The sequence below is a fragment of the Clostridioides sp. LIBA-6822 genome, assembly GCF_056688955.1.
This window is the reverse complement of record NZ_CP196995.1, coordinates 1,808,755-1,833,361: the sequence shown is the minus strand read 5'-3', so window position 1 is coordinate 1,833,361 and position 24,607 is coordinate 1,808,755. Positions and strand designations below refer to the sequence as shown.

Annotated in this window: 22 protein-coding genes; 4 read left to right on the top strand and 18 right to left on the bottom strand. The window is 27.5% G+C overall.

Annotated elements, in window-relative coordinates; translation table 11 throughout:
• Positions 1–276: 276 nt before the first annotated feature.
• The 6 genes from ACTG48_RS08770 to ACTG48_RS08745 form a co-directional block, all read right to left on the bottom strand.
• Positions 277–1,245: a siderophore ABC transporter substrate-binding protein gene (locus ACTG48_RS08770; RefSeq protein WP_479918623.1), complete on the bottom strand. Its 969-nt coding sequence runs from the start codon at positions 1,243–1,245 to the stop codon at positions 277–279.
• Between the two features lie 81 nt (positions 1,246–1,326).
• A complete protein-coding gene (locus ACTG48_RS08765; RefSeq protein WP_021384418.1) occupies positions 1,327–2,082 on the bottom strand; it encodes an iron ABC transporter ATP-binding protein in 756 nt (251 codons plus the stop codon).
• Positions 2,079–3,035 carry an iron chelate uptake ABC transporter family permease subunit gene (locus ACTG48_RS08760; RefSeq protein ID WP_021384417.1) on the bottom strand — a complete coding sequence of 319 codons (957 nt, stop codon included), beginning with the start codon at positions 3,033–3,035 and terminating at the stop codon, positions 2,079–2,081. The genes ACTG48_RS08765 and ACTG48_RS08760 overlap by 4 nt, the downstream gene beginning before the upstream one ends.
• On the bottom strand, positions 3,025–3,978 hold the full coding sequence (locus tag ACTG48_RS08755; RefSeq protein ID WP_021384424.1) for an ABC transporter permease: 954 nt from the start codon (positions 3,976–3,978) through the stop codon (positions 3,025–3,027). The genes ACTG48_RS08760 and ACTG48_RS08755 overlap by 11 nt, the downstream gene beginning before the upstream one ends.
• Positions 3,979–4,233: 255 nt before the next feature.
• The gene (locus tag ACTG48_RS08750; RefSeq protein ID WP_479918622.1) at positions 4,234–5,214 is read right to left on the bottom strand and encodes a dipeptidase; all 981 of its coding nucleotides are present in this window, start codon (positions 5,212–5,214) and stop codon (positions 4,234–4,236) included.
• Between the two features lie 58 nt (positions 5,215–5,272).
• Positions 5,273–6,475 (bottom strand): DUF819 family protein, encoded by a 1,203-nt coding sequence (locus ACTG48_RS08745; RefSeq protein WP_479918621.1) that lies wholly within the window; start codon positions 6,473–6,475, stop codon positions 5,273–5,275.
• Between the two features lie 193 nt (positions 6,476–6,668).
• On the opposite strand from ACTG48_RS08745, the gene ACTG48_RS08740 reads away from it, so the two are divergent.
• Complete coding sequence (locus tag ACTG48_RS08740; protein WP_021384394.1) at positions 6,669–7,223, top strand: cupin domain-containing protein; 555 nt, start codon at positions 6,669–6,671, stop codon at positions 7,221–7,223.
• Positions 7,224–7,339: 116 nt separating this feature from the next.
• On the opposite strand, the gene ACTG48_RS08735 is transcribed toward ACTG48_RS08740, so the two are convergent.
• The 10 genes from ACTG48_RS08735 to ACTG48_RS08690 all read right to left on the bottom strand — a co-directional run bounded on the left by ACTG48_RS08735 (position 7,340) and on the right by ACTG48_RS08690 (position 19,096).
• Positions 7,340–8,131: an HAD family hydrolase gene (locus ACTG48_RS08735; protein ID WP_021384398.1), complete on the bottom strand. Its 792-nt coding sequence runs from the start codon at positions 8,129–8,131 to the stop codon at positions 7,340–7,342.
• 27 nt (positions 8,132–8,158) lie between these two features.
• Entirely contained in the window at positions 8,159–9,247 is a 1,089-nt protein-coding gene (locus tag ACTG48_RS08730; RefSeq protein WP_479918620.1) for a cysteine protease StiP family protein, read from the bottom strand.
• Between the two features lie 53 nt (positions 9,248–9,300).
• The gene (locus tag ACTG48_RS08725) at positions 9,301–10,539 is read right to left on the bottom strand and encodes a phosphoribosyltransferase family protein (protein ID WP_479918619.1); all 1,239 of its coding nucleotides are present in this window, start codon (positions 10,537–10,539) and stop codon (positions 9,301–9,303) included.
• The gene (locus ACTG48_RS08720) at positions 10,517–11,593 is read right to left on the bottom strand and encodes an HpcH/HpaI aldolase/citrate lyase family protein (protein ID WP_021384401.1); all 1,077 of its coding nucleotides are present in this window, start codon (positions 11,591–11,593) and stop codon (positions 10,517–10,519) included. Before ACTG48_RS08720 ends, ACTG48_RS08725 begins: the two co-directional genes overlap by 23 nt.
• A gap of 60 nt (positions 11,594–11,653) precedes the next feature.
• A complete protein-coding gene (locus tag ACTG48_RS08715; protein WP_479918618.1) occupies positions 11,654–12,790 on the bottom strand; it encodes a toxic anion resistance protein in 1,137 nt (378 codons plus the stop codon).
• Entirely contained in the window at positions 12,791–14,353 is a 1,563-nt protein-coding gene (locus ACTG48_RS08710; RefSeq protein ID WP_479918617.1) for a YceG family protein, read from the bottom strand.
• A gap of 85 nt (positions 14,354–14,438) precedes the next feature.
• The gene (locus ACTG48_RS08705; protein WP_479918616.1) at positions 14,439–17,198 is read right to left on the bottom strand and encodes a calcium-translocating P-type ATPase, PMCA-type; all 2,760 of its coding nucleotides are present in this window, start codon (positions 17,196–17,198) and stop codon (positions 14,439–14,441) included.
• A complete protein-coding gene (locus ACTG48_RS08700; RefSeq protein ID WP_021384403.1) occupies positions 17,188–17,817 on the bottom strand; it encodes a TerD family protein in 630 nt (209 codons plus the stop codon). Before ACTG48_RS08700 ends, ACTG48_RS08705 begins: the two co-directional genes overlap by 11 nt.
• 85 nt (positions 17,818–17,902) lie before the next feature.
• On the bottom strand, positions 17,903–18,481 hold the full coding sequence (locus ACTG48_RS08695; RefSeq protein ID WP_021384408.1) for a TerD family protein: 579 nt from the start codon (positions 18,479–18,481) through the stop codon (positions 17,903–17,905).
• Between the two features lie 36 nt (positions 18,482–18,517).
• Complete coding sequence (locus ACTG48_RS08690) at positions 18,518–19,096, bottom strand: TerD family protein (protein WP_479918615.1); 579 nt, start codon at positions 19,094–19,096, stop codon at positions 18,518–18,520.
• A gap of 330 nt (positions 19,097–19,426) precedes the next feature.
• On the opposite strand from ACTG48_RS08690, the gene ACTG48_RS08685 reads away from it, so the two are divergent.
• On the top strand, positions 19,427–20,863 hold the full coding sequence (locus ACTG48_RS08685) for a trypsin-like peptidase domain-containing protein (protein WP_479918614.1): 1,437 nt from the start codon (positions 19,427–19,429) through the stop codon (positions 20,861–20,863).
• Positions 20,864–20,981: 118 nt separating this feature from the next.
• On the opposite strand, the gene asnB is transcribed toward ACTG48_RS08685, so the two are convergent.
• Entirely contained in the window at positions 20,982–22,865 is a 1,884-nt protein-coding gene (gene asnB, locus ACTG48_RS08680) for an asparagine synthase (glutamine-hydrolyzing) (protein ID WP_021384405.1), read from the bottom strand.
• A 172-nt stretch (positions 22,866–23,037) separates the two neighbouring features.
• Here asnB and ACTG48_RS08675 point away from each other — a divergent pair, with 172 nt between their 5' ends.
• Together ACTG48_RS08675 and ACTG48_RS08670 are read left to right on the top strand one after the other, a co-directional pair.
• Positions 23,038–23,742 (top strand): superoxide dismutase, encoded by a 705-nt coding sequence (locus tag ACTG48_RS08675; protein ID WP_021384410.1) that lies wholly within the window; start codon positions 23,038–23,040, stop codon positions 23,740–23,742.
• Positions 23,743–23,854: 112 nt separating this feature from the next.
• The gene (locus ACTG48_RS08670) at positions 23,855–24,391 is read left to right on the top strand and encodes a metal-dependent hydrolase (RefSeq protein ID WP_021384404.1); all 537 of its coding nucleotides are present in this window, start codon (positions 23,855–23,857) and stop codon (positions 24,389–24,391) included.
• Positions 24,392–24,453: 62 nt separating this feature from the next.
• Here the strand turns inward: ACTG48_RS08670 and ACTG48_RS08665 are convergent, their stop codons facing one another.
• The gene (locus tag ACTG48_RS08665; protein ID WP_479918613.1) at positions 24,454–24,603 is read right to left on the bottom strand and encodes a hypothetical protein; all 150 of its coding nucleotides are present in this window, start codon (positions 24,601–24,603) and stop codon (positions 24,454–24,456) included.
• Between the last annotated feature and the right edge of the window lie 4 nt (positions 24,604–24,607).

The window sequence follows — 24,607 nt, the reverse complement described above, 5'->3', positions numbered from 1 at the left end:
TTTATAGAAATCACTCTTTTTTTAGATACAGTTTATATTACTTTTAGTTATAAAACTCTGCTTAAAATTATATAATTGCGACAACCTATATATCTATATAATTCAATTATATTTAAAAATTATTCTTTTTGTCTAGTATAACTTTGTATTTTATTATATTTTGAATATATTTATATTATTATAATTCACATTATTATTTAAACTATAAAAAATCAGCCACTTTAAGTGGCTGATTAAATAGCAATAAATAAAACATGTTCATCGTAAATAATAGACTTATTTATTAACTGCTTGTGACGCATCATCTATCATTTTATTTAAAGAAGTTAGACCTCCATCATTTACATACCATGTTGGCGAATCTAAATATATTATGTTATCATTTTTATATGCATCCATAGATTTTATTACATCATTGTTTAAAACAGCTTTTGCTGTTGAGCCTGCTTTTACATCACTACCTGTAGCTATTCCTCTATCTATAACAAACATAACTTGTGGATTTTGTTTTGCTATATACTCAAAAGTAATGTTTTGACCATGACTTGATTCTTTTATATTTTTATCTTTATTTTCAAATCCAAAACTCTTGTATAATACACTAAATCTTGATTCTTCACCAAATACACTTAAATTACCTTCATTCACCATTAGCGTTAAAGCATTTAAGTTTTTTTCTGTTACTTTTTTATTTAGAGCCTCTATCTTTTTTTCAATTTTACTAAATTCTTGATTAGCTTTTTCTTCTACTCCAAATATTTTTCCTATTTTATCTATATTATTTTTAACAGAATCCAAATACTTCTTATCATCTTTACTTGTACTTATTGTTGGTGCTATTTTTGATAATTGCTCATAAAAATCTTCTTGTCTTCCATTTATTATAATTAAATCTGGATTTGCTGACTTTATACCTTCTAAATCTGGCTCTTTCAACCCTCCTAAATCTGCATACTTTTCATCCTTATATTTTTCTAAAGATGTTGGTAAGCTTGACTTTGGAAGCCCTACTAAATTCTCCCCTACACCTAATGCATCCATTGTATCTAGAGCTGAATAATCAAATACTACCACTTTCTTAGGGTTTAACTTTACATCTGTTTCTCCCAAGCTATGAGTTATCTTTATAGTATCATTTGAATTTTCTAATGTCTTAGGCTCATTTTTTTTACCTCCACCTAATGCAAATACTGTCACTAATCCTACTATGGCTACTGCGGCTACTATCGCTACTTTTTTATTCATGATGATATCTCCCTCTTTCTTGTTAATCTCTATTTTAATTTGAATTTATTATAAGGTTTATTTATTTTTATATATCATAATTTAGAAATAAATACAGATTCGATTTCCATTTATATGTTTAATATTAAAGCTCATTTCGTAAATATCTTCTAAAACTTTTTCATTGACTATCTCGTCTGTACGACCTACTTTCTCAATTTTTCCATTTTTTAATGCAACTATATTATCTGAATAACATGATGCAAAGTTTATATCGTGCATTACTAACACTATAGTCTTATCTAGGTCATCACAAAGACCTCTAAGCACTTTCATCATTTGAACTGAATGATTCATATCTAAATTATTAAGTGGTTCATCAAGCAATATGTACTCTGTATCTTGAGCTATTACCATTGCTATATAAGCTCTTTGTCTTTGTCCTCCACTCAATTCATCTAGATACTTATGTTGTATATCAGTCAATTTCATATATTCTATCGCTTCATCAATATACTTTTCATCCTCTTTAGTTAGGTTTCCTTCACTGTATGGAAACCTTCCAAATCCAACCAGTTCCCTTATTGTGAGTCTTAAAGTTATATTATTAGATTGTTTAAGAATAGCTATTTTTTTGGCTAATTCTTTGTTGCTGTAACTAGTTAAGCTCTTTCCTTCTATTATTACCTCTCCACTATCACCTCCTATAAGCCTTGTTACTATTGATAATACAGTACTTTTCCCAGCTCCATTTGGCCCTATAAAAGATGTTATTTTTCCCTTTTCTATATTAAAAGAGACATCCTCTACAACATTTTTATTCTTATATTTTTTAAATATATTTCTTATCTCTATCACCTATTTGCCCCCTTTAACAATAACTGAATAAAGTAAATTCCTCCTATAAAATTTATTACTACACTTAAAGTAGTATCAAATTTAAATACATGCTGTATAAAAAATTGACCAATTATTAATGTAATCATTCCTATCAACATGGAACCAAAAATTAAATATGTATGCTTATACGTTTTAAAAATTTCTCTAGTTATATTGGCAAGCAAAAGTCCTAAAAATGTCATTGGACCAATAAGTGCTGTTGATATTGAAACTAAAATTGCTATTAGTATTATCATCTTTTTAACTACTTTATCAAAATCTACACCTAAATTAATTGCCTGCTCTCTACCTAAAGATAATACATCCAAATACTTTATTTCGTCATATATAAAAGGTATTATGGCAATAATTATTATAAATGCTATTAAAAGTACATTAGTATTTATATTATTTAAACTTGCCATTATGCTAGTTTGTAAAGCTAGAAATTCATTTGGGTCTATCATTACTTGGATAAATGTTGTTGCACTTTTAAATAATGTTCCAAATATCATCCCTACTAGGACTAAAAAGAAAATATTATGTTTATTTTTCTCAAACAATGTCTTATATAATAACATTGAAGCTCCAATCATCATAGTAACATTAATAATAAAATTATAATTCTCATTAATAATTAAACTACTAGTTGAGCCAAATATGAATACTATTATAGTTTGAATCATTACATACAATGAATCCAATCCCAGTACACTTGGTGTCAATATTTGATTATTTGTAATTGTTTGAAACACTACAGTGGTAAATGCTATACATCCTCCACCTAATATCATAGCAAGTATCTTTGGTATCCTCTGTGATAGTGCATAATCTACATTATTCATGTCTATACCATAAATTATAAAAAGTGCTATTGATATTAATAATAATGTGCTAATAAAATAAATTTTTTGATTAAGACTAAGCTTCATTTATATTCCTCCTTAGTATTAAATAAAGGAATAGCATACTTCCTATAACTCCAACTGTAAGTCCTATAGATATTTCATATGGATAAATAACTATTCTTCCAAAAATATCACATATAAGCACAAATATAGCTCCAAATAAACCAGTATACCATATGTTCGCTCTTATATTATCTCCCATATATAAGGACACAATATTTGGAACTATTAGACCTATAAAAGGTATATTACCAGCTGTAACTACTACACATACTGTGACAAGTGCCACTATTACCAAACCTATATTAACAACTTTTTTATAGCTCAGACCTAAATTTGTTGCAAAATCCATACCCATACCAACAACAGTAAATCTGTTTGCATAAATATATGCTAATATTATAAGAGGTATTGTAATATATAATACTTCATAATTGCCTTTAAGTATCATAGAAAAATCGCCTTGCATCCAAGAACTTACATTTTGACTCAAATCATATTTATATGCAATAAAATCAGTCATAGAGCCTATTATATTTCCAAACATTATACCTACTAATGGCACGAATATTATATTTTTAAATTGCAACTTTCTTATTATTCTCATAAACATAAAAGTACCTATAAGAGAAAATATAAATGCTATTATGGTCTTTGTAAAAATAGATGCAGTTGGTATTAAAAGCATGCAGATTACTATACCAAATTGAGCTGCATCTATTGTAGCTCCTGTTGTAGGTGATACAAATTTATTTTTACTTATCTGTTGCATTATAAGACCCGCTATACTCATCCCTACACCTGCAATCAATATACTTATCAATCTTGGTATTCTACTCATGATAAATATCATAAGTTTATGCTGATTTTTTGCAAATATATGCATTATATTTATATCTTCGGCTCCTATAAATAAAGAAAAATAAGACAAAATTATTATTCCTATGACTAAATACCTTTTTTTCATTCTCCCTCCTCAAAAACTATTCTTCATTTAAAATGATAATTATTATCATTTTTTACTTTTATAGTTTATCAATAATAATTATCATTGTCAATATGTATATATATTTGTTTTTTACATAAAAAATGTTACTAGAATTGAAACTCCTAGTAACATTAAAATTTAATTTAATAAAATAAATTATAAATGCTAATTTAAATATGTAAGTATTCCCATTAAATATAATAAATATTTTGTAAATTTAAGTTATTTATTATATTATTTTAATATATTTCTAAAGAGTCTATAAAAATTACCACTAGAAATTAAATCTATATCTCTTTTTTTATAACCTCTATTTTCAAGTTCTATTATTATGTTATGTGCTGTATGTGTACTTTCAAGACCATCTACACTTGGGATACTGGCATTTTCAGTAAAAGAACCTATAGTCTCTACTCCTAAGTAATCACTAAAATCAAAACCAAAAGATACATGCTCTATACCTATGAGATTTACCATGTAATCTATATGGTCAACTAAGTGTATCAAATCTTGCTTCTTTGGATTACTATTAGTAAACCCTCTAAAACTATTTATTCCTACTAATCCACCTGTCTTTGAAATTTCTTTTAATTGATTATCGGTAAGATTTCTTTTAGCATCACATAAGTTTCTTGCATTAGAATGAGAGGCTATTACTGGTTTACTTACAATAGACATCAAATCCCAAAATGACTTCTCATTTAAATGTGATACATCTACTATCATTCCCAATTCTTCCATCTTATTTACTGCTTTTTTCCCTATCTGAGTTAAACCTCTGTTTTTATCTCCTAAACAACCTGTAGCAAGTTCATTTTGCTCATTCCAAGTTAATGATGCATGTCTTGCACCGACATCCTTATAAAAATAATCTATCAAATCTATATTTTTTCCAATATGACTTAATCCTTCAATTCCAATTAAAATATTTATTTTATTTTCACTTATACCTTTGTTTATATCAGAATATCTTTTTACTATATTTACAATATCTTTCATATCTTCAATTTCATCTTTTATAGAGCTTATAATTTGTTTAACTCTTTTTTCAGGTTCTTTATCATATGGAGGGTCTATCCATATTACAAAAATAGCTCCTTCTATATTTGCTTTTTTAAAATTATCAAGATGAATTCTTCTAAATACATCTTTCTCCCCGTTGAGTCTTCTTATTGTTACATCTGCCCAAGTATCTGAATGTCCATCGAAAATCATAACAACCTCCAGTTAAATAAAAGTCTTTCTTAAAATAAACTTTTTAGTTCGTATAGAATTATATTAAAATATTTCCTACTAAAAGGCCAAAATAATTGCCAACTATATATCCAAATGTTCCAACTATAAGTATTGGTCCTACTAGTTTAGACCATCCTTTTGATATTGCCATAGCTGCTGCTGTTGTAGGTCCACCAATATTTGCATTAGATGCAAGAATAGCTTCTTCTAAAGTAAACTTAAATATTTTGGCAACTATAAATGTAACTAACATGTTTATCAGTACCATTATTCCACAATATAAAAGCAATAATGGTGATTTTTGGATTATTAATGTTATAGAAGCAGGAACACCTACTACCACAAAGAATATATAGATTAAAAATGTACCTATCTCTTGTGCTCCTTTTATATCACTAAAGAATTTAGGCATAAATGTAGCAAATAACATAGTCAAAGTAGTTATTATTAAATATTGATTACCAAATAGAGTATTTAACATTGCTAAAAAAGGATTTGATGTTGGTATTATAGCTTTAAACCAAGTTGATAATTCTACAGATACTGCAACGATTATAAAGGCACTGCCAATAGCTATTGCTATATCTTTTAAAGATATTTCTTTTCTTCCCCAATAATTTGCTGCTATTGTTTCTCCTTCAGTTACATCCGTACTTTCCATCTCATCTACATGTGGATGTTTAAAATGTTTTCTAAAAAATCCAATTGATGGGATAGCTATTAAAACAAAGAAATATAATGCCATTAAAAGATTGTCTGCTACAACTGTTGCTGATACCAATTCTCCAGGTGCATTAAATGCTCCTGACATGGCTGCGAAGTTTACATTTCCACCTATATAGGAACCTGTCATCATAGCTGCAACAACATTTAAATCTGGTACTGCATTTTTTAATAGTAAAAATCCAACCATAGCCCCAAGCACAGTTCCGACAGAGCCTACAAGAAATATTACGAGTAATCTTCCACTTTCTTTCCATATCTTTTTAATGTTACATTGATATAACAGTAAAGCTATAGCTAAAGGAACAACATATCCCCATACTTGGTCATACACAACAGACTCTACTGGTATGATATTTAGATTTGATAGTAACATAGCTCCTACAAGAGCTATTATTGCTCCTGATATTTTCGATGCCCAATTGTACTTTTGTTCCAAATAAATACTAAATGCTGCCCATCCAGTTATAACTGCCCATAATACCCAAATATTATCAGGACTTACAAAACTCTTCATCTTAACTACCTCCATTTCATTAAATTAAAATATCTATATTAATATTCAATATATTGAATATTAATACTATTATAATTCATCTTTTCAGAAAATTCAATAAAACAGGAAAAATACATGCATAATAAAACTTTTTTTATTTTACTACTCTTTAGAAATTATATGTTATAATCATGTCTGAGGGGGTTTGTATCTAATGAATATAGATGTCGGAAGCAAAATTAGAGCTCTTAGAAAATCTAAAAATATCAGTATATCTACTTTAGCAAAAAACTCAGATTTAAGTACGGGTTTAATAAGTCAAATTGAGCGAAATATGGTTGTTCCGTCAATTGTAGCAATGTGGAAAATATCAAAAGCTCTTGATATAAATATAGGTTATTTCTTTGATGAGATTGAAAAAGAAGACTCTAATATAATAGTAAAGAAAAACAATAGAAAAAAAATAGTAACTAATGATTCTACAAAATTTTATGAACTTCTTGTTCCTAATTTATCTGGCAAGAAAATAGAATTTTTACTTGTTACACTAGATGGTCATACAAAAAAAAGTAGTGAATTTGTAACGCATGAAGGCGAGGAATGTGGATATATAATAAAGGGAAAAATGAAGATAATACTTGGAAATAAGGAATATGTATTGGAAGAAGGAGATAGTTTTTATTTTAACAGTACCATTCCACATGTATATGAAAATTATGACGATGATATATGTATATCAGTCTGGGCAATGACTCCACCTTCATTTTAATATATTAAATTCTCACTTAAATATAAATTAATAAAAATCTGAAATAAATTAGTATGATAAATTTTATTCTAATTTATTTCAGATTTTTCTGGTTTATTAATTATATATATTTGTCATTATATATTAAGTAGACAACTTTCATCTAAAATATTAGATAGTATCTCTTCAGTTCCACTCATTCCATTAAAAGTACTTGATATAAATGAGTTTTCTGTTTCATTTTTATTTATATCACCATGCTTTAATACATATGCTTTATTTGAAATATTGAGCATACCATAGTCCATAACAGAGTCTCCAATTGCATAAAAAGACTCTATTCGTAATTCTTTAGTTAAGTATTTTATAGCATTTTCTTTTGAGATTTCTTTTGGTATAAAGTAGATTTTTCTACCACTCACATAGAACTTCCAATTTTTTGATTCCAATATATTTAGATATTCTTTGATTGAATCCAAATTAAATTTTGCAAAATCCACAACTATATAAAAAAATGTATTTTCTGCAACTTTAAAGTTAGTTATTCCTTCTATATCTAAATAATCTTTAAATTTTTCAATCATACTTTCAATAGGTTCATAATTAGATTTTAATTTATCTATTTCTTCACTCCACGATTTTAATATTTTATTATCTTTAAGTATAATTGCTCCATTTGAAGTTATACTAAAAGGAAAATGAATCCCATATTTATTAAATTCTATACGCCTAAATTGCTCCACTGTTCTAGTAGTTGTCGGTATAAACATACCATAATATTGTATTTGCTTTATTAGATTTATAGTATCTAAAGATATATAAGATATTTCTTTTTCTCTATAAATTTCTATATTAGTATATTCCTTATCAGTATCTAAAAATTTATCAGAGTAAATAATACTCCTGTCTAAATCTGAAAAAACAATCATTCAGTATTCTCCTGTCTAATATATTTTTTAAATATCTTTCATATTTTTTATTATTCCACAACATTTATAAGCCTTTAAGTTCATTTGTTCAACTTCAACATTTTTCTCTTTAGCTAATATAAGTATGTGGTCTAAAGATTTGTCATTTAAGTCTTTAACTAAAATCTTATATGGAACTCTTCTAAGTAAAACTCTTGTTGTTTCTCCAACACCTGGTTTGATAAAGTTAATGTCTGTTATACTGTACTTTTCCTTTATATTTAAAACATCAAAATATCCATCTTTTGTTATATTATCACTTTGCCATTTATCAACTTCATCAGATATGTTCTTAAATTGATTTTTAAAACATGCTTCTATAGTCTCTATATAATTTATAGATTCGTCTTTGTCTTTTAAATGTTTATAGAATTTAGCTCCGTGAAAATCATCTTTACCAATTAAATCTTCTCTTAATACAGTTCTGCTTATTAATCCAGAAACTGTTGAATTTAAACATGCACTTGGTATTAAGAAGTCTTCTCTAATTCCATAAAGTCCTGAATATCCAGCAGGGTCAGCTAATACAGCAAGAGTTGAGTCAAAAGGCTTTTTAAATTTAGCATTAAGCTCATCACATGCTTTTTCAAGTTCTTTTGATATAGTTCCCTTTCCAGTCCACCCATCTAAGAATTGAATTTCTGAGTTTGGATGATTCTTTACTATATATTCAATTGCATTCATATCTATTCCTTTATCTCTTATTATAGAGATTGTATAGTGAGGTAAATTTAGATTATACTTATTTTTTATATATCTCTTTGCCAAAATACCAATAGGTGTACCTGCTCTAGCAAGTGAAACTAATACTACATCAGTCCCATTTTTTTTAATTATCTTTTCACACATAACACCTATGGAAAACGCAAGCTTATTTTTATTTTGTTCTAGTTTATCATGATATAAATTCAGATAATCTTCACTAACTTCATACTCTATTGGTATCATTTCTGAATAATGTCTACCATTTTGTATTTTTAATTCTCTCTCTTTATTTCCTTCTTCTTCAATTAAATTTGATATATCTTTTAATAAAAAGATAACATCATCCTTAGAATATGTGCTAAAATCTTCCATATGGCTCAACTCCTATCTTAAAACTGTGATATACTTTAATTCTCTTAAAGCATTTAGCTACAACATACTATAGTCAATTCTTTTATACTTGTACTTTTAATTATATCAATAAATTCCAGATAAGAATTTTCACTTTTATTTAACTCTACAAATAAATAACATTTAGAAAAATTATGCTTATCTATATTATAAATATAATTTTGAACATCTATATTATAAAAGCTCTTTAGCTTAAACTTACTTCTAATAGGATAATTATTTTTTTCGATATCAATAATTGGACTTCTTGTTGTTGAATGATAGTATGCATCACATTGATTCTCTTTTTCCTTCGCAAACAACATAGGTATATACATAAATTCTTCAGTACCCAAAAATAGAATCTTTTCATTTTCATTTTCTAAAGATTCTTTATTATCCATAGTTATTTTTTTACTTTCTCTCTTTACAATTTCTTTTAATCTAGATTGTTCTCTTCTATTAATTCCAAATCTACCAGTATACTTAACATATTTCTTACTTCCAATATAATCTTCTAAATCAACATCAATATGATTCACTACTAAATTTACTTTATCATTTGAAATAGTATGTGATTCATCAATAGTATAATTATCATTGTAATTTGAAATAACATCTTCATTTATGTCAAATTTAAAGTTTCCTTTAAATAAATATACAAATTCTATCTTACAGTCTAGCTCTTTTTCCAAATTAGCAACTTTTCTTAAGTTATCATCACTCACCCAATTAAGTATTGAACATATAGTGTATTTCTTTTTAGGATAAATACTTTGAACCTTCTTAATTATATTCATACACGTATTAGCTGTGGTAATCTCATCATCGACTAATATTACTTCATCTCCAGCTTTAAAGTTACTAAGCATACCAAAGTATAGATTTTGGTCTGTTGCGTGAGAATGTTCTTCTAAAAATTCTAGATTCTCTAACTCATCAAATTGTTCTCTAGTAGTATGAATAAATTCATATTCTCCACATAAGTAATCAAAAACACTATGCCCAATAGCTGTACCAGTCTCAGCAAAAGCTATAACAGTTCCATTTGATGTTACTTTATTTTTTTCATTATAAATTGTGGCTATTAATTTTCCCAAATTGTCCATCTCACTTGGTTTACATGCTAGATGCTTACCAAGTTTCTTTGATATAAATAAAAAACGTCTTTTACTATTATTTCTTATTCCTATATCTAAAAAATCATTTAATTCTAAATTTAATGGATTGTCAATAATGTCAATTTCACAATTAAAATTTAAGCAATTCTTCATAGTCTACTCCTTTATTTAATACACCATATATTTTAGATAGAATCAATGTTTTTTTAGCCCATAAAAAATGTGGATTTGTTTCATTCATTCTCTCTCCTAATACACCCTTACTTACACCATATTTACTATCTGTACTATTCGATATATCCAAGGCATCAGTAAAATCCTCATATGATATGGCAGATAGTGCTTGTACAATTTGAATTTGCATTGGATGAATTACTGTCTTTCCAATTAACCCATGAAATTTATCCAACAATATTTCTTCTACATACTTACTTCTTATCTCTTCATTCGTCATATCAAAAAACTCTGACACGCCTCCACTTATAGGTATATCTAGCTCTGGTCTTTGAAGATATGTGATTATATCTAGTATAAATGATGAACAAATCAAGTTGTTATATATAGAAAAGTTTTTGTCTCTTCTTATACCATACATACCCAATACGTCAGTTATACCTATTCTAATGCTAAGTATTCTTGACTTATATCTTAAAATAGTATTGTACAAACTATTAAAACTCAGTTCTTTACTTTCCTTATATATAAACTCTCTTGTCTCTATTATTGGAATAACATACATATCTTGAAGATTCATATAATTCAAGGCTTCTATGCAATTCTCTATTAACTCGGAATTTGCTTTAGGAATTAATATCCCTGTTATAGTATGACTATTTTTAACTATAATATCTTTAATCCTCAACAACTGCTCCACATCTTTTATTCTTACAAAAATTAATGGTATTCCATCTTTATTGATTATACTTTCATCACTAATATTTTTCAAAATTAATCTAAGATTTTCTATAGCCTCTAACTCTCCGTTTACTCCAACAGCATCTTCTAAGCAAATAGCTAATGGTCTAACTCCCTTGACATCTCCTATAATACTCTTATAAATCATATTATATTGAGTAGCTGGAACGTATAAAAAAGCACCTAGTGCATATTTCAACACATCTTTTTCAGTCTTAGCATTAAAATCTTCTGGCTCTTTCAAAAAAATTCTCTCCAAATCATCTTTGCAGATATAATCGAAATATTTCAATGTATGGCCTCCTCATATACATAGAAAGGGCCAACTTTATACAAATTAGCCCCTAATATACTACTTATTATAAATTATAGCTGTATTTAATTCTTCTAATCTCTTTGTATTATCCTTAATCAAAACTCTATTATTTTCTTCTATTCTCATAGTTTCATCTATACCACTCTTAATAGTAGTATACATTTTTTCTAATGTCTCTATTTGAACAGAGCTCGTTCCAGCCATTCTAGCTATTTGTGCACTTTGACTACTTACATTTTGAGCATTTCTAAGTAATAATTCATTAGTTTTATCATCAAGTGCTTTTAGAGATTTTGCTTGCAGTTCTTGTTTTTTAAGTAATATAGCTTGAGATAAACATTGTTTGAATACTGGTAAAGTTACAACGAATGCACTGTTTATTTTTCTAATTAAACCATAATTATTATGTTGCATACCTCTAAGCATAGGTATTGTCTGTATAGCTATATTTTCTGCTATTCTTAAATCATAGATTCTTTGATTTAACATATCATAAACTTTTAATAGCTCTTGATAATTAACAACATCCATTTGGTCTCCACTAGTTTCTGATTTTTGTTTAAAGAAAGGTAGTATTTCATTATCCATTTCTTCTAGTGCCATTTCTCCAGCAACAATATATTTTTGAAGTTCATTATAAAACTCAAAGTTCTCATTTAACATAGAACCTATTTGCTTATTAGAAAGTGCTATATCTCTCTCATATTGCTCAAGTTCAATTTGGATTTTTTCAACTTCTCCTCCCAATGTTTCATACTTTTGAAACATCATTTCAATGGCATTATTAGCTTTTTTGAAAAGTTTTTGAACGAAATTTGGTTCCTTAGTTTCTTGAAAATCATCTAAATCAAACTTGTCCATTATTTTAGTTAAATGAACCAACATTTTAGAATTTTCTTCATTTCTATTTAATTTTATTGTGTTTAGAAGACTATCAGAAACCCTTGCTACTCCTTCAGATGCTTTTCTCCCAAATTGCAAAATTGTATCTGGATTTTCTACTTCTATAAGAGATGTCAATGCTTCAACTTCCTTAGACTTTCTCAGTTCATTTTTTTTATTATTTGTATATTCCATTATATCAAAATTTTCTTCTTGAACAACTGTAGGTAAATTGTCAGTAACCTCTACAGAATTCTTCTCTTTTGAAAAACTATTTATATTTATCCCCATCTAAAATCTTCTCCTCTTTCCAAAAATTTTTTTAAGTAAAGGTATATCATCTTCAAGTAAATTTAATCTAAGGTCATATACCATTTTATCTAATCTGTGTACATCAATCAATTGGTTATTTATAACATTCTCTATATTATTTTCCCCTCCTGGACATAAAATAATAATATCAAATCCAATTTTACTTAGTAAAAGCATAAGGAAAACTATTTCTTTATCAAATACTATACTCTTGTACATGTATATAATCAATTTTGGATTTATAAGAGAATAATCAAAATTATTCATCATATGAACAAGCTTCTTATCCATATGAAGTACTGTAAATAAACCTTTTATCTTGTCCTCTCCACTTAGACCAGTCAAAAACATATTTCCTTCTAATAGCTCTTCAACTTTTTCTAAAATCATAATTTGCTGATTTAATGTCAGTGTTGAAATGGAATAATCTTTATTATTTAATACAGAATTTTTATCTATAACACCTTTTGAATTCAGTAAAAAAGACAAACTAAAAGCTTCTCTTGTAAATTCTTTTGAAAATCTATCTATATCTCCATTAAATTCAATAAATGTTGAACTTTCCGAATCTCTTAATAAATCTAAAAACTTAATATATTCACTTTTATCATTATATATTCCATTAATCTTAGAAAGAAAATTTGGAGCTTCTACTGTGGTATCATTAAACTTAAATCCTGGTCTCAATTTTAATGGCTGATTCCAGTATATTGATATTTCATCAACAGTTGAACTTAAAAGTAAATTTTTTATTTTTCTATCTTGAAGTTGCCAGGGTTTTATAAATCCTGCATCATTTAATAATTCTTCACTTATACGTTTTGATGCTTCAGCCCCGACAGTAAAAGCTTTTTTTACAGAACCTTTGTCTATTTTTTCTCCTGAGATAACCCTTTCTTCAAAAGCAACTTTTTCTTCTATTATATTGGCTTCTTCAAACTCTATCTTGTATTTTTCTAGGTTTAAAACATTTATATTACTCTTTGAATTTGGGTTAAGATATAAAATATCAAAGCCTGCCAAGTACAATATTAAGAGTAAATAAACTTCATGTTTTTTTATATCTCCATAAAATATTACTTTTGGAGCCTCATTTTTATTTATATCTAAAGCACCGATATAGATTTTTATCCATGCCATTATTTTCACTATAAAATTTTGTTTAACTCTATCGTTTGTAAACTCTTTTTCTTCCTCTTTTAATACCCTATCTATAGCTTGCTTCAGCTTATAATCAATCTCATCGAACCCTAAAATATTTATATCTATGTCTTCCATGCTGTTTCTATATTTTTTAAGTCCATTTTTAAAATAATTTATAATATCAAAGTCACTAGGATTTGCTATAGCATCAGTAAATAAAGCAATATCTTTTTTGCTATCAATATTTTGTTTTGCCTTAAATATCTCAAGATTGTACAAAATCTCATCTTCTAAACCAATATATGAAATAAAATAACTTAAATATCCTTTTGAAGGAGTGTAATTTCCTCTATCTGATTGGCTGGAGAATATTTTTTCAAATACCTTTGAGTCACCCATAATTATCCTCCCAATTTAAATGTTTATTTAGAACTGACTCAAAATACACATTTTGAGTCAGTCCATTATCTTCTAAAAATTTATTTTAAGCAGTCTTCTTTGGTTTTACTAGTCTTATTATACATTTTACAACTTCATTGACTACAACCACACTTGCTGCTACACATAAAACTTTTACCCATGTCATAACATCCATAGCTACAGAGTTAAAGAAATCTTGGAATAGCTGAGTAAATATTACTTGTGCAATTCCTGTTAAAACTATTATTTGTAGTGCTAATTTGTTATGTGTAAAGTTTGGAAAAATACTATCTGCATTAAATTCTCTACAGTTAAATGCATTAAATAATGCACTAAATGCAAACAATGCAAACATTACAGTTCCTTTATGAGCTTCATCAACCCCTAAGAAGTTAAATGTAGATTGTAGCATTAGTATTGTTGTTATATAGATTGCATTTAATACTATTGTATACACCATTGATTTAGAAATTATATTGGCTTTTCTATCAACAGGCTTTCTATTTAATACATGGTTTCTAACAGGCTCTAGACCTAATGCTAGTGCTGGTGGACCATCCATAATTATGTTTACCCATAATAATTGTATTGTAGTAAATGGCATCTCTTGTCCCATAACCTGAGATATTATAGCCACTAAAAAGGCAATTACGTTTACTGTTAATTGGAATTGAACGAATCTTTGGAAGTTATCATAAATTCCTCTACCCCATTTAATACCTTTTACAATAGTACTAAAACTATCATCAGTTAAAATTATGTCTGCTGCATTTTTAGATACCTCTGTACCAGAGATACCCATTGCTATACCAACATCTGCCTTTGAAAGTGCTGGAGCATCATTTATACCATCACCTGTTACCGCAACGACATCTCCACTCTTCTGTAGAGCTGTAACTATTCTCATTTTACTATCTGGCTTACTTCTTGCAACAATTGAAATAGTTTGTATCTCTTGTTTTAACTCTTCATCATCTAAAGTATCTATATATGAGGCTTCAACTGCTCTCATATTTCCTTTTAATAAACCTAATTCTTCACCTATAGCTTTTGCTGTATTTATATTATCTCCTGTAAGCATTTTTACAGAAACACCAGCTTTGTTTGCCGTATTTACAGACTCTATAACATCTTTTCTAAGTGGGTCTCTTATACCAACAAAACCACTGAATACTAAATTACTTTCCATTGCACTCACATTCATAGCATCACTTTCAGCAGTTACTGCTGCTTCTTCTTCAGCTTGTGAGATTTCTTTATACGCAAAACCTAAAGTTCTCATTGATTTTATTTGTAATTTTTTTATTTCATCTAAAATCTCGTGTTTTATATTTTCAGTTATTGGTACTATATCTTTTCCTCTTTGGATATGTGAACATAGCTCAAGTAAAACTTCTGGTGCTCCTTTTGATAATAGTACATGATGATTATCTTGACCCATAACAGAAGTCATTCTTTTTGAGTCAGAAGTAAAAGGATTTTGAGCTACTATATTACAATCTTTTCTAAATTGTCTATAATCTACATTTTTGTAGTATAAAAGTAATGCACATTCAGTAGCACTTCCCAAATACTTAACTTCACCATCATTATGCTCTATATCAGCTGTAGAGTTTATCATACAGTTTTCTTCAAAATAACTATTTATTTCTTCTTCTGAACTTTCAATATATCTTCCATCAATATATGCAACTTCTACAGTCATTCTATTTTCAGTTAGTGTACCAGTTTTATCTGAACATATTACAGAAACAGAACCTATAGTTTCACAAGCTTCTTTTTTAGTAACTAAGGCATTTATTTTAGCCATTTTTTGCATTGTTATTGCAAGTGTCATATTTATCATAGTTGGAAGACCTTCTGGTACTGCTGCAACTATCAACGCAACACATACTGTAAATGCTGTTTTTACAGGGTCTATTGATTCTAAAAATGGTAATATTCCAGACATATCTACATTTAATACATTCTTACTTACCATTTGGAAAACCATAAATATAAATAATAATCCTGCTACTGCACTAGAAACTTTAGCTATCAATCCACCTAAATTTCCAAGCTTTATTTGAAGTGGAGTTTGCTCATCTGTATCTGACAGATTTTGAGCTATTTTACCCATTTCACTACTATCTCCAATTGAAGTTACAACTAGAGTTCCTCTACCATAAGCGACAAGTGTACCACCAAATACCATATTTATTTGTTTTGCAGGTATTGGCTCTTGTACTACTAATGCACCTTTAGATTCTATTTCTTCCATAGAAACTATTACATCACTCTTTTTAGATACATCATCAGATTCTCCAGTTAACATATCTTCTCTAACTTTAAGATTTATAGTTTCTATAAGTCTACCATCAGCAGGTACCATGTCACCAGTTTCAACATATACTATATCTCCTGGTACCAATTCACTTTTAGAAATTTGATGTACTTCTCCATCTCTCAATACTTTAACTTCTATGTTTTCAGTCAACTTAGAAAGGGCATCTGCTGCTTTCTTAGAACGACCCTCTGTAATCATACCTATTGCTATACCTATTGCTATAGCTCCTACAATCCCTATTGCATCATGAGTTTCTCCAATGATTGCACTCACTACTGCCGCAATAATCAAAATAACTATCATTGGTTCACTTAAACTATCTTTTAAATCATCCCAAAAGCTTCCTTCCTCTTTTGGTGTAAACTCATTTAAACCATACTTTTCTCTTCTAGCTTTGACTTCTGATTCTGATAAACCTTTTTCAGGGTTAACAGATAAGTCTTCTGTTACCTCTTCTTTATCTACATTATAATATTTGATATCATTATTAAATTCCATATGCACACTCAATCCTGTCTAAATTTTGCATTACTTCCTTAAGGCCCGCATCCTTTGTTCCTTCACCTATTGCTTTAAATTGCCAACTTCCATCTTTTCTATATATAGCTCCTACTATAAGAGTAGTTTTTTCAGAATAATTATTAGATAGATTATATTTAGCTATCTCTTTCTTATTACTTTGGTCTTCAACTCTTATATAGGCATTTTCTATCATACCAAAGTGTTGTTTTCTATCCACACAATTATATATGTTTACTACAAATAATAATTTGTGAATATTTGCTGGAACTTTATCCAAATTAACTAGGATTTGTTCATCATCACCTGTACCCTCACCAGTTAAATTGTCTCCTGTATGTAACACTGACTTACAGGCGCTTTTTAGATTTCCAAAATAAATCAAATCTTTTATTCCACTCAATTTTCCTTCTTGATTAAGCATAAATACAGACGCATCACAATCTATATCAGCTTGTCCTCCACCAAATAGAGATTTAAAAAATCCTCCACCTGTTTGTTGCACAGGGTCCCATCCTAATCCTACGAGTATATTACTCAGTCCAGGGTTCGATTTTTTTAAATCTATTTTATCACCCTTTGATAAATTAATCGACATACTAAACCTCCACAAAATTTTATATAATATAACCTATACATTATTTGTATAGGTTATTTATATTTAATATATTATATTACTCAAATTAAACATTTAATCCATAGTTTCTACAAAGTGCTTCTAAACCACCTTCGAATCCTGCTCCAACTGCATTAAACTTCCATTCTCCATTATACTTATATATCTCACATACTGTAATTGCAGTTTCTATACTAAATTCTTCACCTAAGTCATATCTTAATATTTCTTCGTCATTTTCAGAATTTAAAACTCTTATATATGAGTTACTTACTTGTCCAAAATTTTGTCTTCTTTCAGCGGCTTCATATATTGTAACTGTTACAGCTATCTTTTGAATATGCTTTGGCATTACATCTAAATTTACTAATATCTCCTCATCATCTCCATCGCCTTCACCAGTTCTATTGTCACCTAAGTGTTCTACTGCTCCAGAGATATGTTTTAAGTTATTATAGAATATAAAATCTTCATCTTTTTCAACCCTTTGAGATTCTCCTACCATGAAAACACTTACATCTAAGTCATAATCATATCCACTATCAAATGAATTTGTATCCCAACCTAGTCCAAGTTTTATATTTTTAAGACCTGGATTTCCTTTAGTTAAATCAATTTTTTGTCCTTTTTTTAATACTATAGCCATGGAAAATACCCCCTCTAGTTTATTATTATATTGAAATTATAAGTTTATTCCAAAGTTTCCACATAGTGCAGCAAGACCACCTTCAAAACCAGAGCCTAGTGCATTAAACTTCCATTCTCCATTGTGCTTATATATTTCGGATACTACTATAGCTGTTTCTATACTAAAATCTTCTCCTAGTTCATACTTTATTAGTTCTTCATTTGTATCTTTATCTACTATTCTTATATAAGAATTACTTACTTGTCCAAAATTCTGTCTTCTTTCTGTTGCATCATGAATTGTAACTGTAAAAGAAATCTTACTTATTTCTGCAGGAATCTTAGATAAATCAACAACTATTTGTTCATCATCTCCATCACCTTCACCAGTCCTGTTATCTCCTAGATGTTCAACTGCCCCAGATGTATGTTTTAAATTATTGTAAAACACAAAATCTCCATCACTAGTAACACTTCCACTTGCTCCTGTTAAAAATGCTGCTGTATCTAAATCAAAGTCAAATCCACCATCATACTTGTTAGTATCCCATCCTAAACCTACTAAAATATTTTTAAGGCCTGGATTTCCTTTAGTTAAATCAACCTTTTGGCCTTTTGATAATGTTATACCCATAATTTATCGCTCCCTTGTTAATTTTAGCTAAACAAATCTTGCTAATTATTTATCTTTTTCTTTAATCATATTATATCATTTTTTATTCATTTGTGAAGAAAACTTACTTGATATTTTTAAAATATAATTAAAAAAATGTTTATATTTCTTACTTTTTACATAGATTTTACATACTTTATTAAATATGTAAAATCTATGTTTAATATGTAATTATATATCATTTGTATAAACAAGTACATATTTTATTTTGAAACTACAAAATTCTTGTACTATATTGTTTTAAGTTGTTTTATAATAGATTATATCATCTTATTTTATAGGAGAAAAAATATGCTTTGTACTATTAAACCATTAAAGATTTTAGTAAAAAGGTCAAATGAACCTCTAATTGAATTTATGTCTAATATGCCATATACAAACAAGAGTTCTTCATATATTAAAGAGGTTTACTTTACAAGATATATAGGTGTTGATGATTCAATTGATAAATACATAGAAAAAATTAAAAACATAGATAATTATTTTTTTAATAATCCAACAATTCCTTACATTAGATTAAGCAACTTAAACATAAATTTTGACAAATTACAAATAGATAACATGCTTAAAATTTTTAAAATTTATGATAAAGCTAAATTTAGCAGTTGGAACTTATATAATATTGACTTTCCATGTAAGATAGAAAATGATACTCTGGATTGGACTAAAAAGATTGCATTTAAAAATACACTGGATTTATTTGCTACAAGTATGCCAAATTCAACACCTTCTATTGTTAAAAACTTTGCTGTTAAACTTTTGTGTTGGATAGAATACTTTCTACCTAAGTTATTTTATAATAAAATAAAAACTACTATTTCTCCAAAAATAGTTTACTTTGGAAATATCAAGAGACAAGAACTTTTTTTCTTGTATTTTTTATCACAACTTGGATGTGATATTTTATATTTAAATCCATGTAAAGATATTATTGATTTATATCCTGAAATTTCAAATTTTTCTACTCTATTTGAACTTTCTAAAAAGAATCAAAATATATTAGAATTACCCTTTGAAAAGTATGTTTCAAATATAAGCTATAAAGAAGATACCAATAAGACTTACACCTCTACAGATAGGCCTAACTCTGAAAGCACATTTATTGACACAAATCATATATCTAAAAAGCCTATACAAAATAAAGAAATAGAACTTTCTTATGAAGAACTTGCAAGGTTATCATCTTCTGTTGTTATGATTGTTGTGTGTAATAATGAGGACAAGCCATTCAAGAGTGGTTCTGGAGTAGTAATAAATAATGAAGGTTATATACTTACAAATCTTCATGTAGTTAATGATGGTTACTCATTTTTAGTTAGATTTGAAAATGATGACAATGTCTATACATCTTACCAAATTATAAAGTATCACACAGACTATGACTTGGCTGTAATAAAGGTTGATAGAAAATGTAAGCCAATACCTATTAAAGTTAGTAAAAGACCCGTAAGAGGTCAAAAAATAGTTGCAATTGGTAGCCCTTTAGGTCTTTTTAATACAGTTTCGGATGGAATTATCTCAGCTTTTCGTGATTTTGAAACAGTTCAAATGATACAGTTTACAGCTCCAATCTCTAGTGGTAGTTCAGGTGGAGCACTTTTAGATATGTTTGGAAATTTACTAGGGTTGATTTCTGCTGGTTATGATGATGGTCAAAACTTAAATCTAGCAGTAGAAAGTGACCTTGTCAAAATGTTTGCCAATAATTTTATTGAGATAATAAAATAAATGTATTTAAATAAACTCTTAATAAAATAGCTAGAACTAAATTTCCCATGATAACATGTATAAAAAATTTAATTCTAGCTATTTTTAAAATGTAACGCAAACAAAATATAATACAAGATTAGTATTTAATATTCTTGTCTTCTATAAATAATTGATACCACAAACAAAAGATGAATATAGTCCATATTTTTCTTGAATTATCTCTATGACCTTTAAAATGCGTATCTAAAAGGTTTATTGCATATTTTTTATCTATAAAATCATCTACATTTGAATTAGAAATAGTTTCTTTTACAATTTCTCCTAAGGAATCTTTTAACCAAACTCTTATTGGTGTTGGAAATCCTAATTTTTTTCTTTGAATAACATGTTCTGGAACTATATCTCTAAATGCCTCTCTAAGCAAAACTTTTGTATTATTCTTGGTTGTCTTTTGCTCCATTCTCAAGTTTTTTGCTACATCAAAAACATCTTTATATAGAAACGGTACTCTAAGTTCAAGTTGCTCACATGCAGAAAGTTTACTCATTTTTTGAAGTATATCGCCCTGAAGCCATGTATTTATATCTATATGTTGCATCTTACTTATATAATCATAATTATTTTTTTGTGCATCTCTATACAAATTATATAATAAATATTCATATATATTCTTCTCTTTGTACTTAGAAAAAAATCTTTTTACTTCACTATTTTCAAAAACCTTTGCATTTCCTATATATCTTTTTTCTAGTGGTGTTGTAGATCTATAAAAATAGTTTTTTCCTTTCATGTTTGGCATAAGTTCTGAAACTCTTCCTAATACACTTTTAATATAAGTAGGTGAATTTACAATGGATTTCATATTATTGTATTCATTATATATATTATATCCTCCAAATAATTCATCTGCACCTTCTCCAGACAATGCCACTTTAACATGTTTACCTGCTTCTTTGATTAAGAAATAAAGACCAACTTCTGAAGGGTCTGCTACAGGGTCGTCCAAAGAATAAATTATTTTTGGCAATGCTTTTATATATTCATCTTGTGTTATATTAATCTGGATATTTTCTATGCCTAACTTATCAGCTGTTTTTTTTGCTATTTCCAGCTCACTATATCCCTTAACATTAAACCCTACAGAAAAAGATTTTATATTTGGATTAATTTGCGAAGCTAAAGTAGTTATAATGGATGAATCTATACCACCAGACAAAAATGTTCCCATTGGTGTATTCTCTGGCATATGACTTTTTACTGAATCGATTATTATATTTCTTACTTCTTCTTCATTTACATCCCTATTTCCTAGATGATTTTTATTATAAAAAAATTTTGTACTACTTCTAAATTCAAGTTTGTTATATCTTTTTAATGATAATATGCCATTTTCCACTCTAAAATAATGACCTGCTGGTATCAACCTTATTCCTTGTATCATCGTATCTTCAGGAAGTACATATTGGAATGAAAAATAACTTTGCAAACTTCTTTCATTTATATTTAAATTTTTTATATATTCAAGCATAAATTTATACTCTGAGGCAAAAAGTATTGCTTTTTCATTATTTATATAATAAAGTGGTTTTATTCCAAATAAATCTCTTGCTCCAAATATACTTTCACTTGCTCTATCATATATTATAAAGCTAAACATACCTTTTATCTTATGTACACAATTCTTACCAAATTCTATATAAGATGTCAATAAGATTTCAATATCATCATTTGTAGTAAAAGTATATCCTTTTTCGACCAATTCTGCTTTTATTTCGTGACAATTATAGATATTTCCATTAAAGATAATAACTTTTCCATCCTTTTCAAATGGTTTATTTCCATAAATAACATCTATTACATTGAATCTATCAAAATTAAAAGTTTTTTCATCATTTTTAAATTCTTTTCTACTATCAAGGTCTACATTATTCATATTATTTATAGACTCTTTTTTTTTAAATTTAATATCTTCTCTTTTAGATATATCTCCTTTATAATAAATTGAAATATTGCCATCCATATTATCAAAATTCCTTCCTATCTTTTAATCTTATTCTATATCTCATAGTTTTGTCTTTAGATTTAAAACTTATTCAATTTAAAAGAAAATTACTATCAAATTTTTATAAATTATTTGTTAATCCTTCATATTTTTTTTATTTCTAGAAATACTATATTAGGAGGTGATTTTTATGAAGAAAAAAATGTTAATACCAGTTATTATGTCTTTATTTATAATTTCACAGTGTATAACTTCATTTGCTTTTACACCTGAAAACAATAAGTTTAAGGTTAAACCATTACCTTATGCATACGATGCACTTGAACCTTATATAGATAAAGAAACTATGAAGTTGCATCATGATAAACACTATCAAGCTTATGTTGATAAATTAAATGCTGCTCTTGAAAAATATCCTGAGCTTTACAAGTATTCTTTGTGTGAATTATTGCAAAATTTAGATTCTTTGCCTAAAGATATCGCTACAACAGTAAGAAATAATGCAGGAGGTGCTTATAATCATAAATTCTTTTTTGATATAATGACGCCTGAAAAAACTATACCTTCTGAATCTTTAAAAGAGGCAATTGATAGAGACTTCGGCTCTTTTGAAAAATTTAAGGAAGAATTCAAAAAAGCTTCTTTAGATGTTTTTGGTTCTGGTTGGGCTTGGCTTGTAGCCACTAAAGATGGTAATTTATCTATTATAACTACTCCAAATCAAGATAGCCCTATAAGTAAAAATTTAACACCTATAATAGGACTTGATGTTTGGGAACATGCTTACTATTTAAAATATCAAAATAGAAGAAATGAGTACATTGACAACTGGTTTAATGTAGTCAATTGGAATGGTGCTTTAGAAAACTATAAAAATTTAAAATCTCAAGATTAATTAAATATTAAAATCCTTTTGAAAAAAACTTATGTTTGCTATATAATATAAAAGAAGATAGTCTAAATTTACCAATATTATGTTTATAGTGACGATTCAGGAGGATTTTTATATGATAAAAGAAACACATGAAAGGGGAGGATATATATTTGCACTTTTGATACTCCCCTTTATAAACAATATATATTTAGTCAAATACGATATTACATATAAAATAGTATTAATTATAGTTTATATTTATTTTGCATATTTAGGTTCTTTGTTTCCAGATATAGATATGCGAGGCTCTCACATAAGTAAAAAATTTATATTGATATACAAATTATTTGGAAGCAGGTTTAGACATAGAGGATTTACCCATAGCTTAATTGCTTTATTGCTTCTTTATAGTTTTTTTAAATCTCTAACAATCTTTACTCACAACAATATAGTTTTCTCATGTTTGTCTAGTGGATTTATAATAGGATATCTATCTCACCTGTGCCTTGACCTTATTACTAAAGAAGGTATTGAATTGTTTTATCCCATTACCATAAACATTTCTTTACTACCTATAAAAACTAACTCAAAAACAGAAAAATTCATATCTAAGCTCTTGAATTTCATAGTTATTTTTTTGATTGGATATCAATTTTATATTTTGCTATAGTTATATTTATAATTGATAGGTAAAATTATTTAAGAGTAAGTTCAAATAAGTTTTACATATTTTTACTTTGTATGGTAAATACATACTAATTTTGTTACTGTAGCAAAGAATTTTTCCAAAATAAGTTTAATTACATGTAAAAGAGCAGTTAATCTATTGCAATCAACTGCTCTTTTCTTTCTTATTTTATCTATTAAGTATAATTTAATCATACAT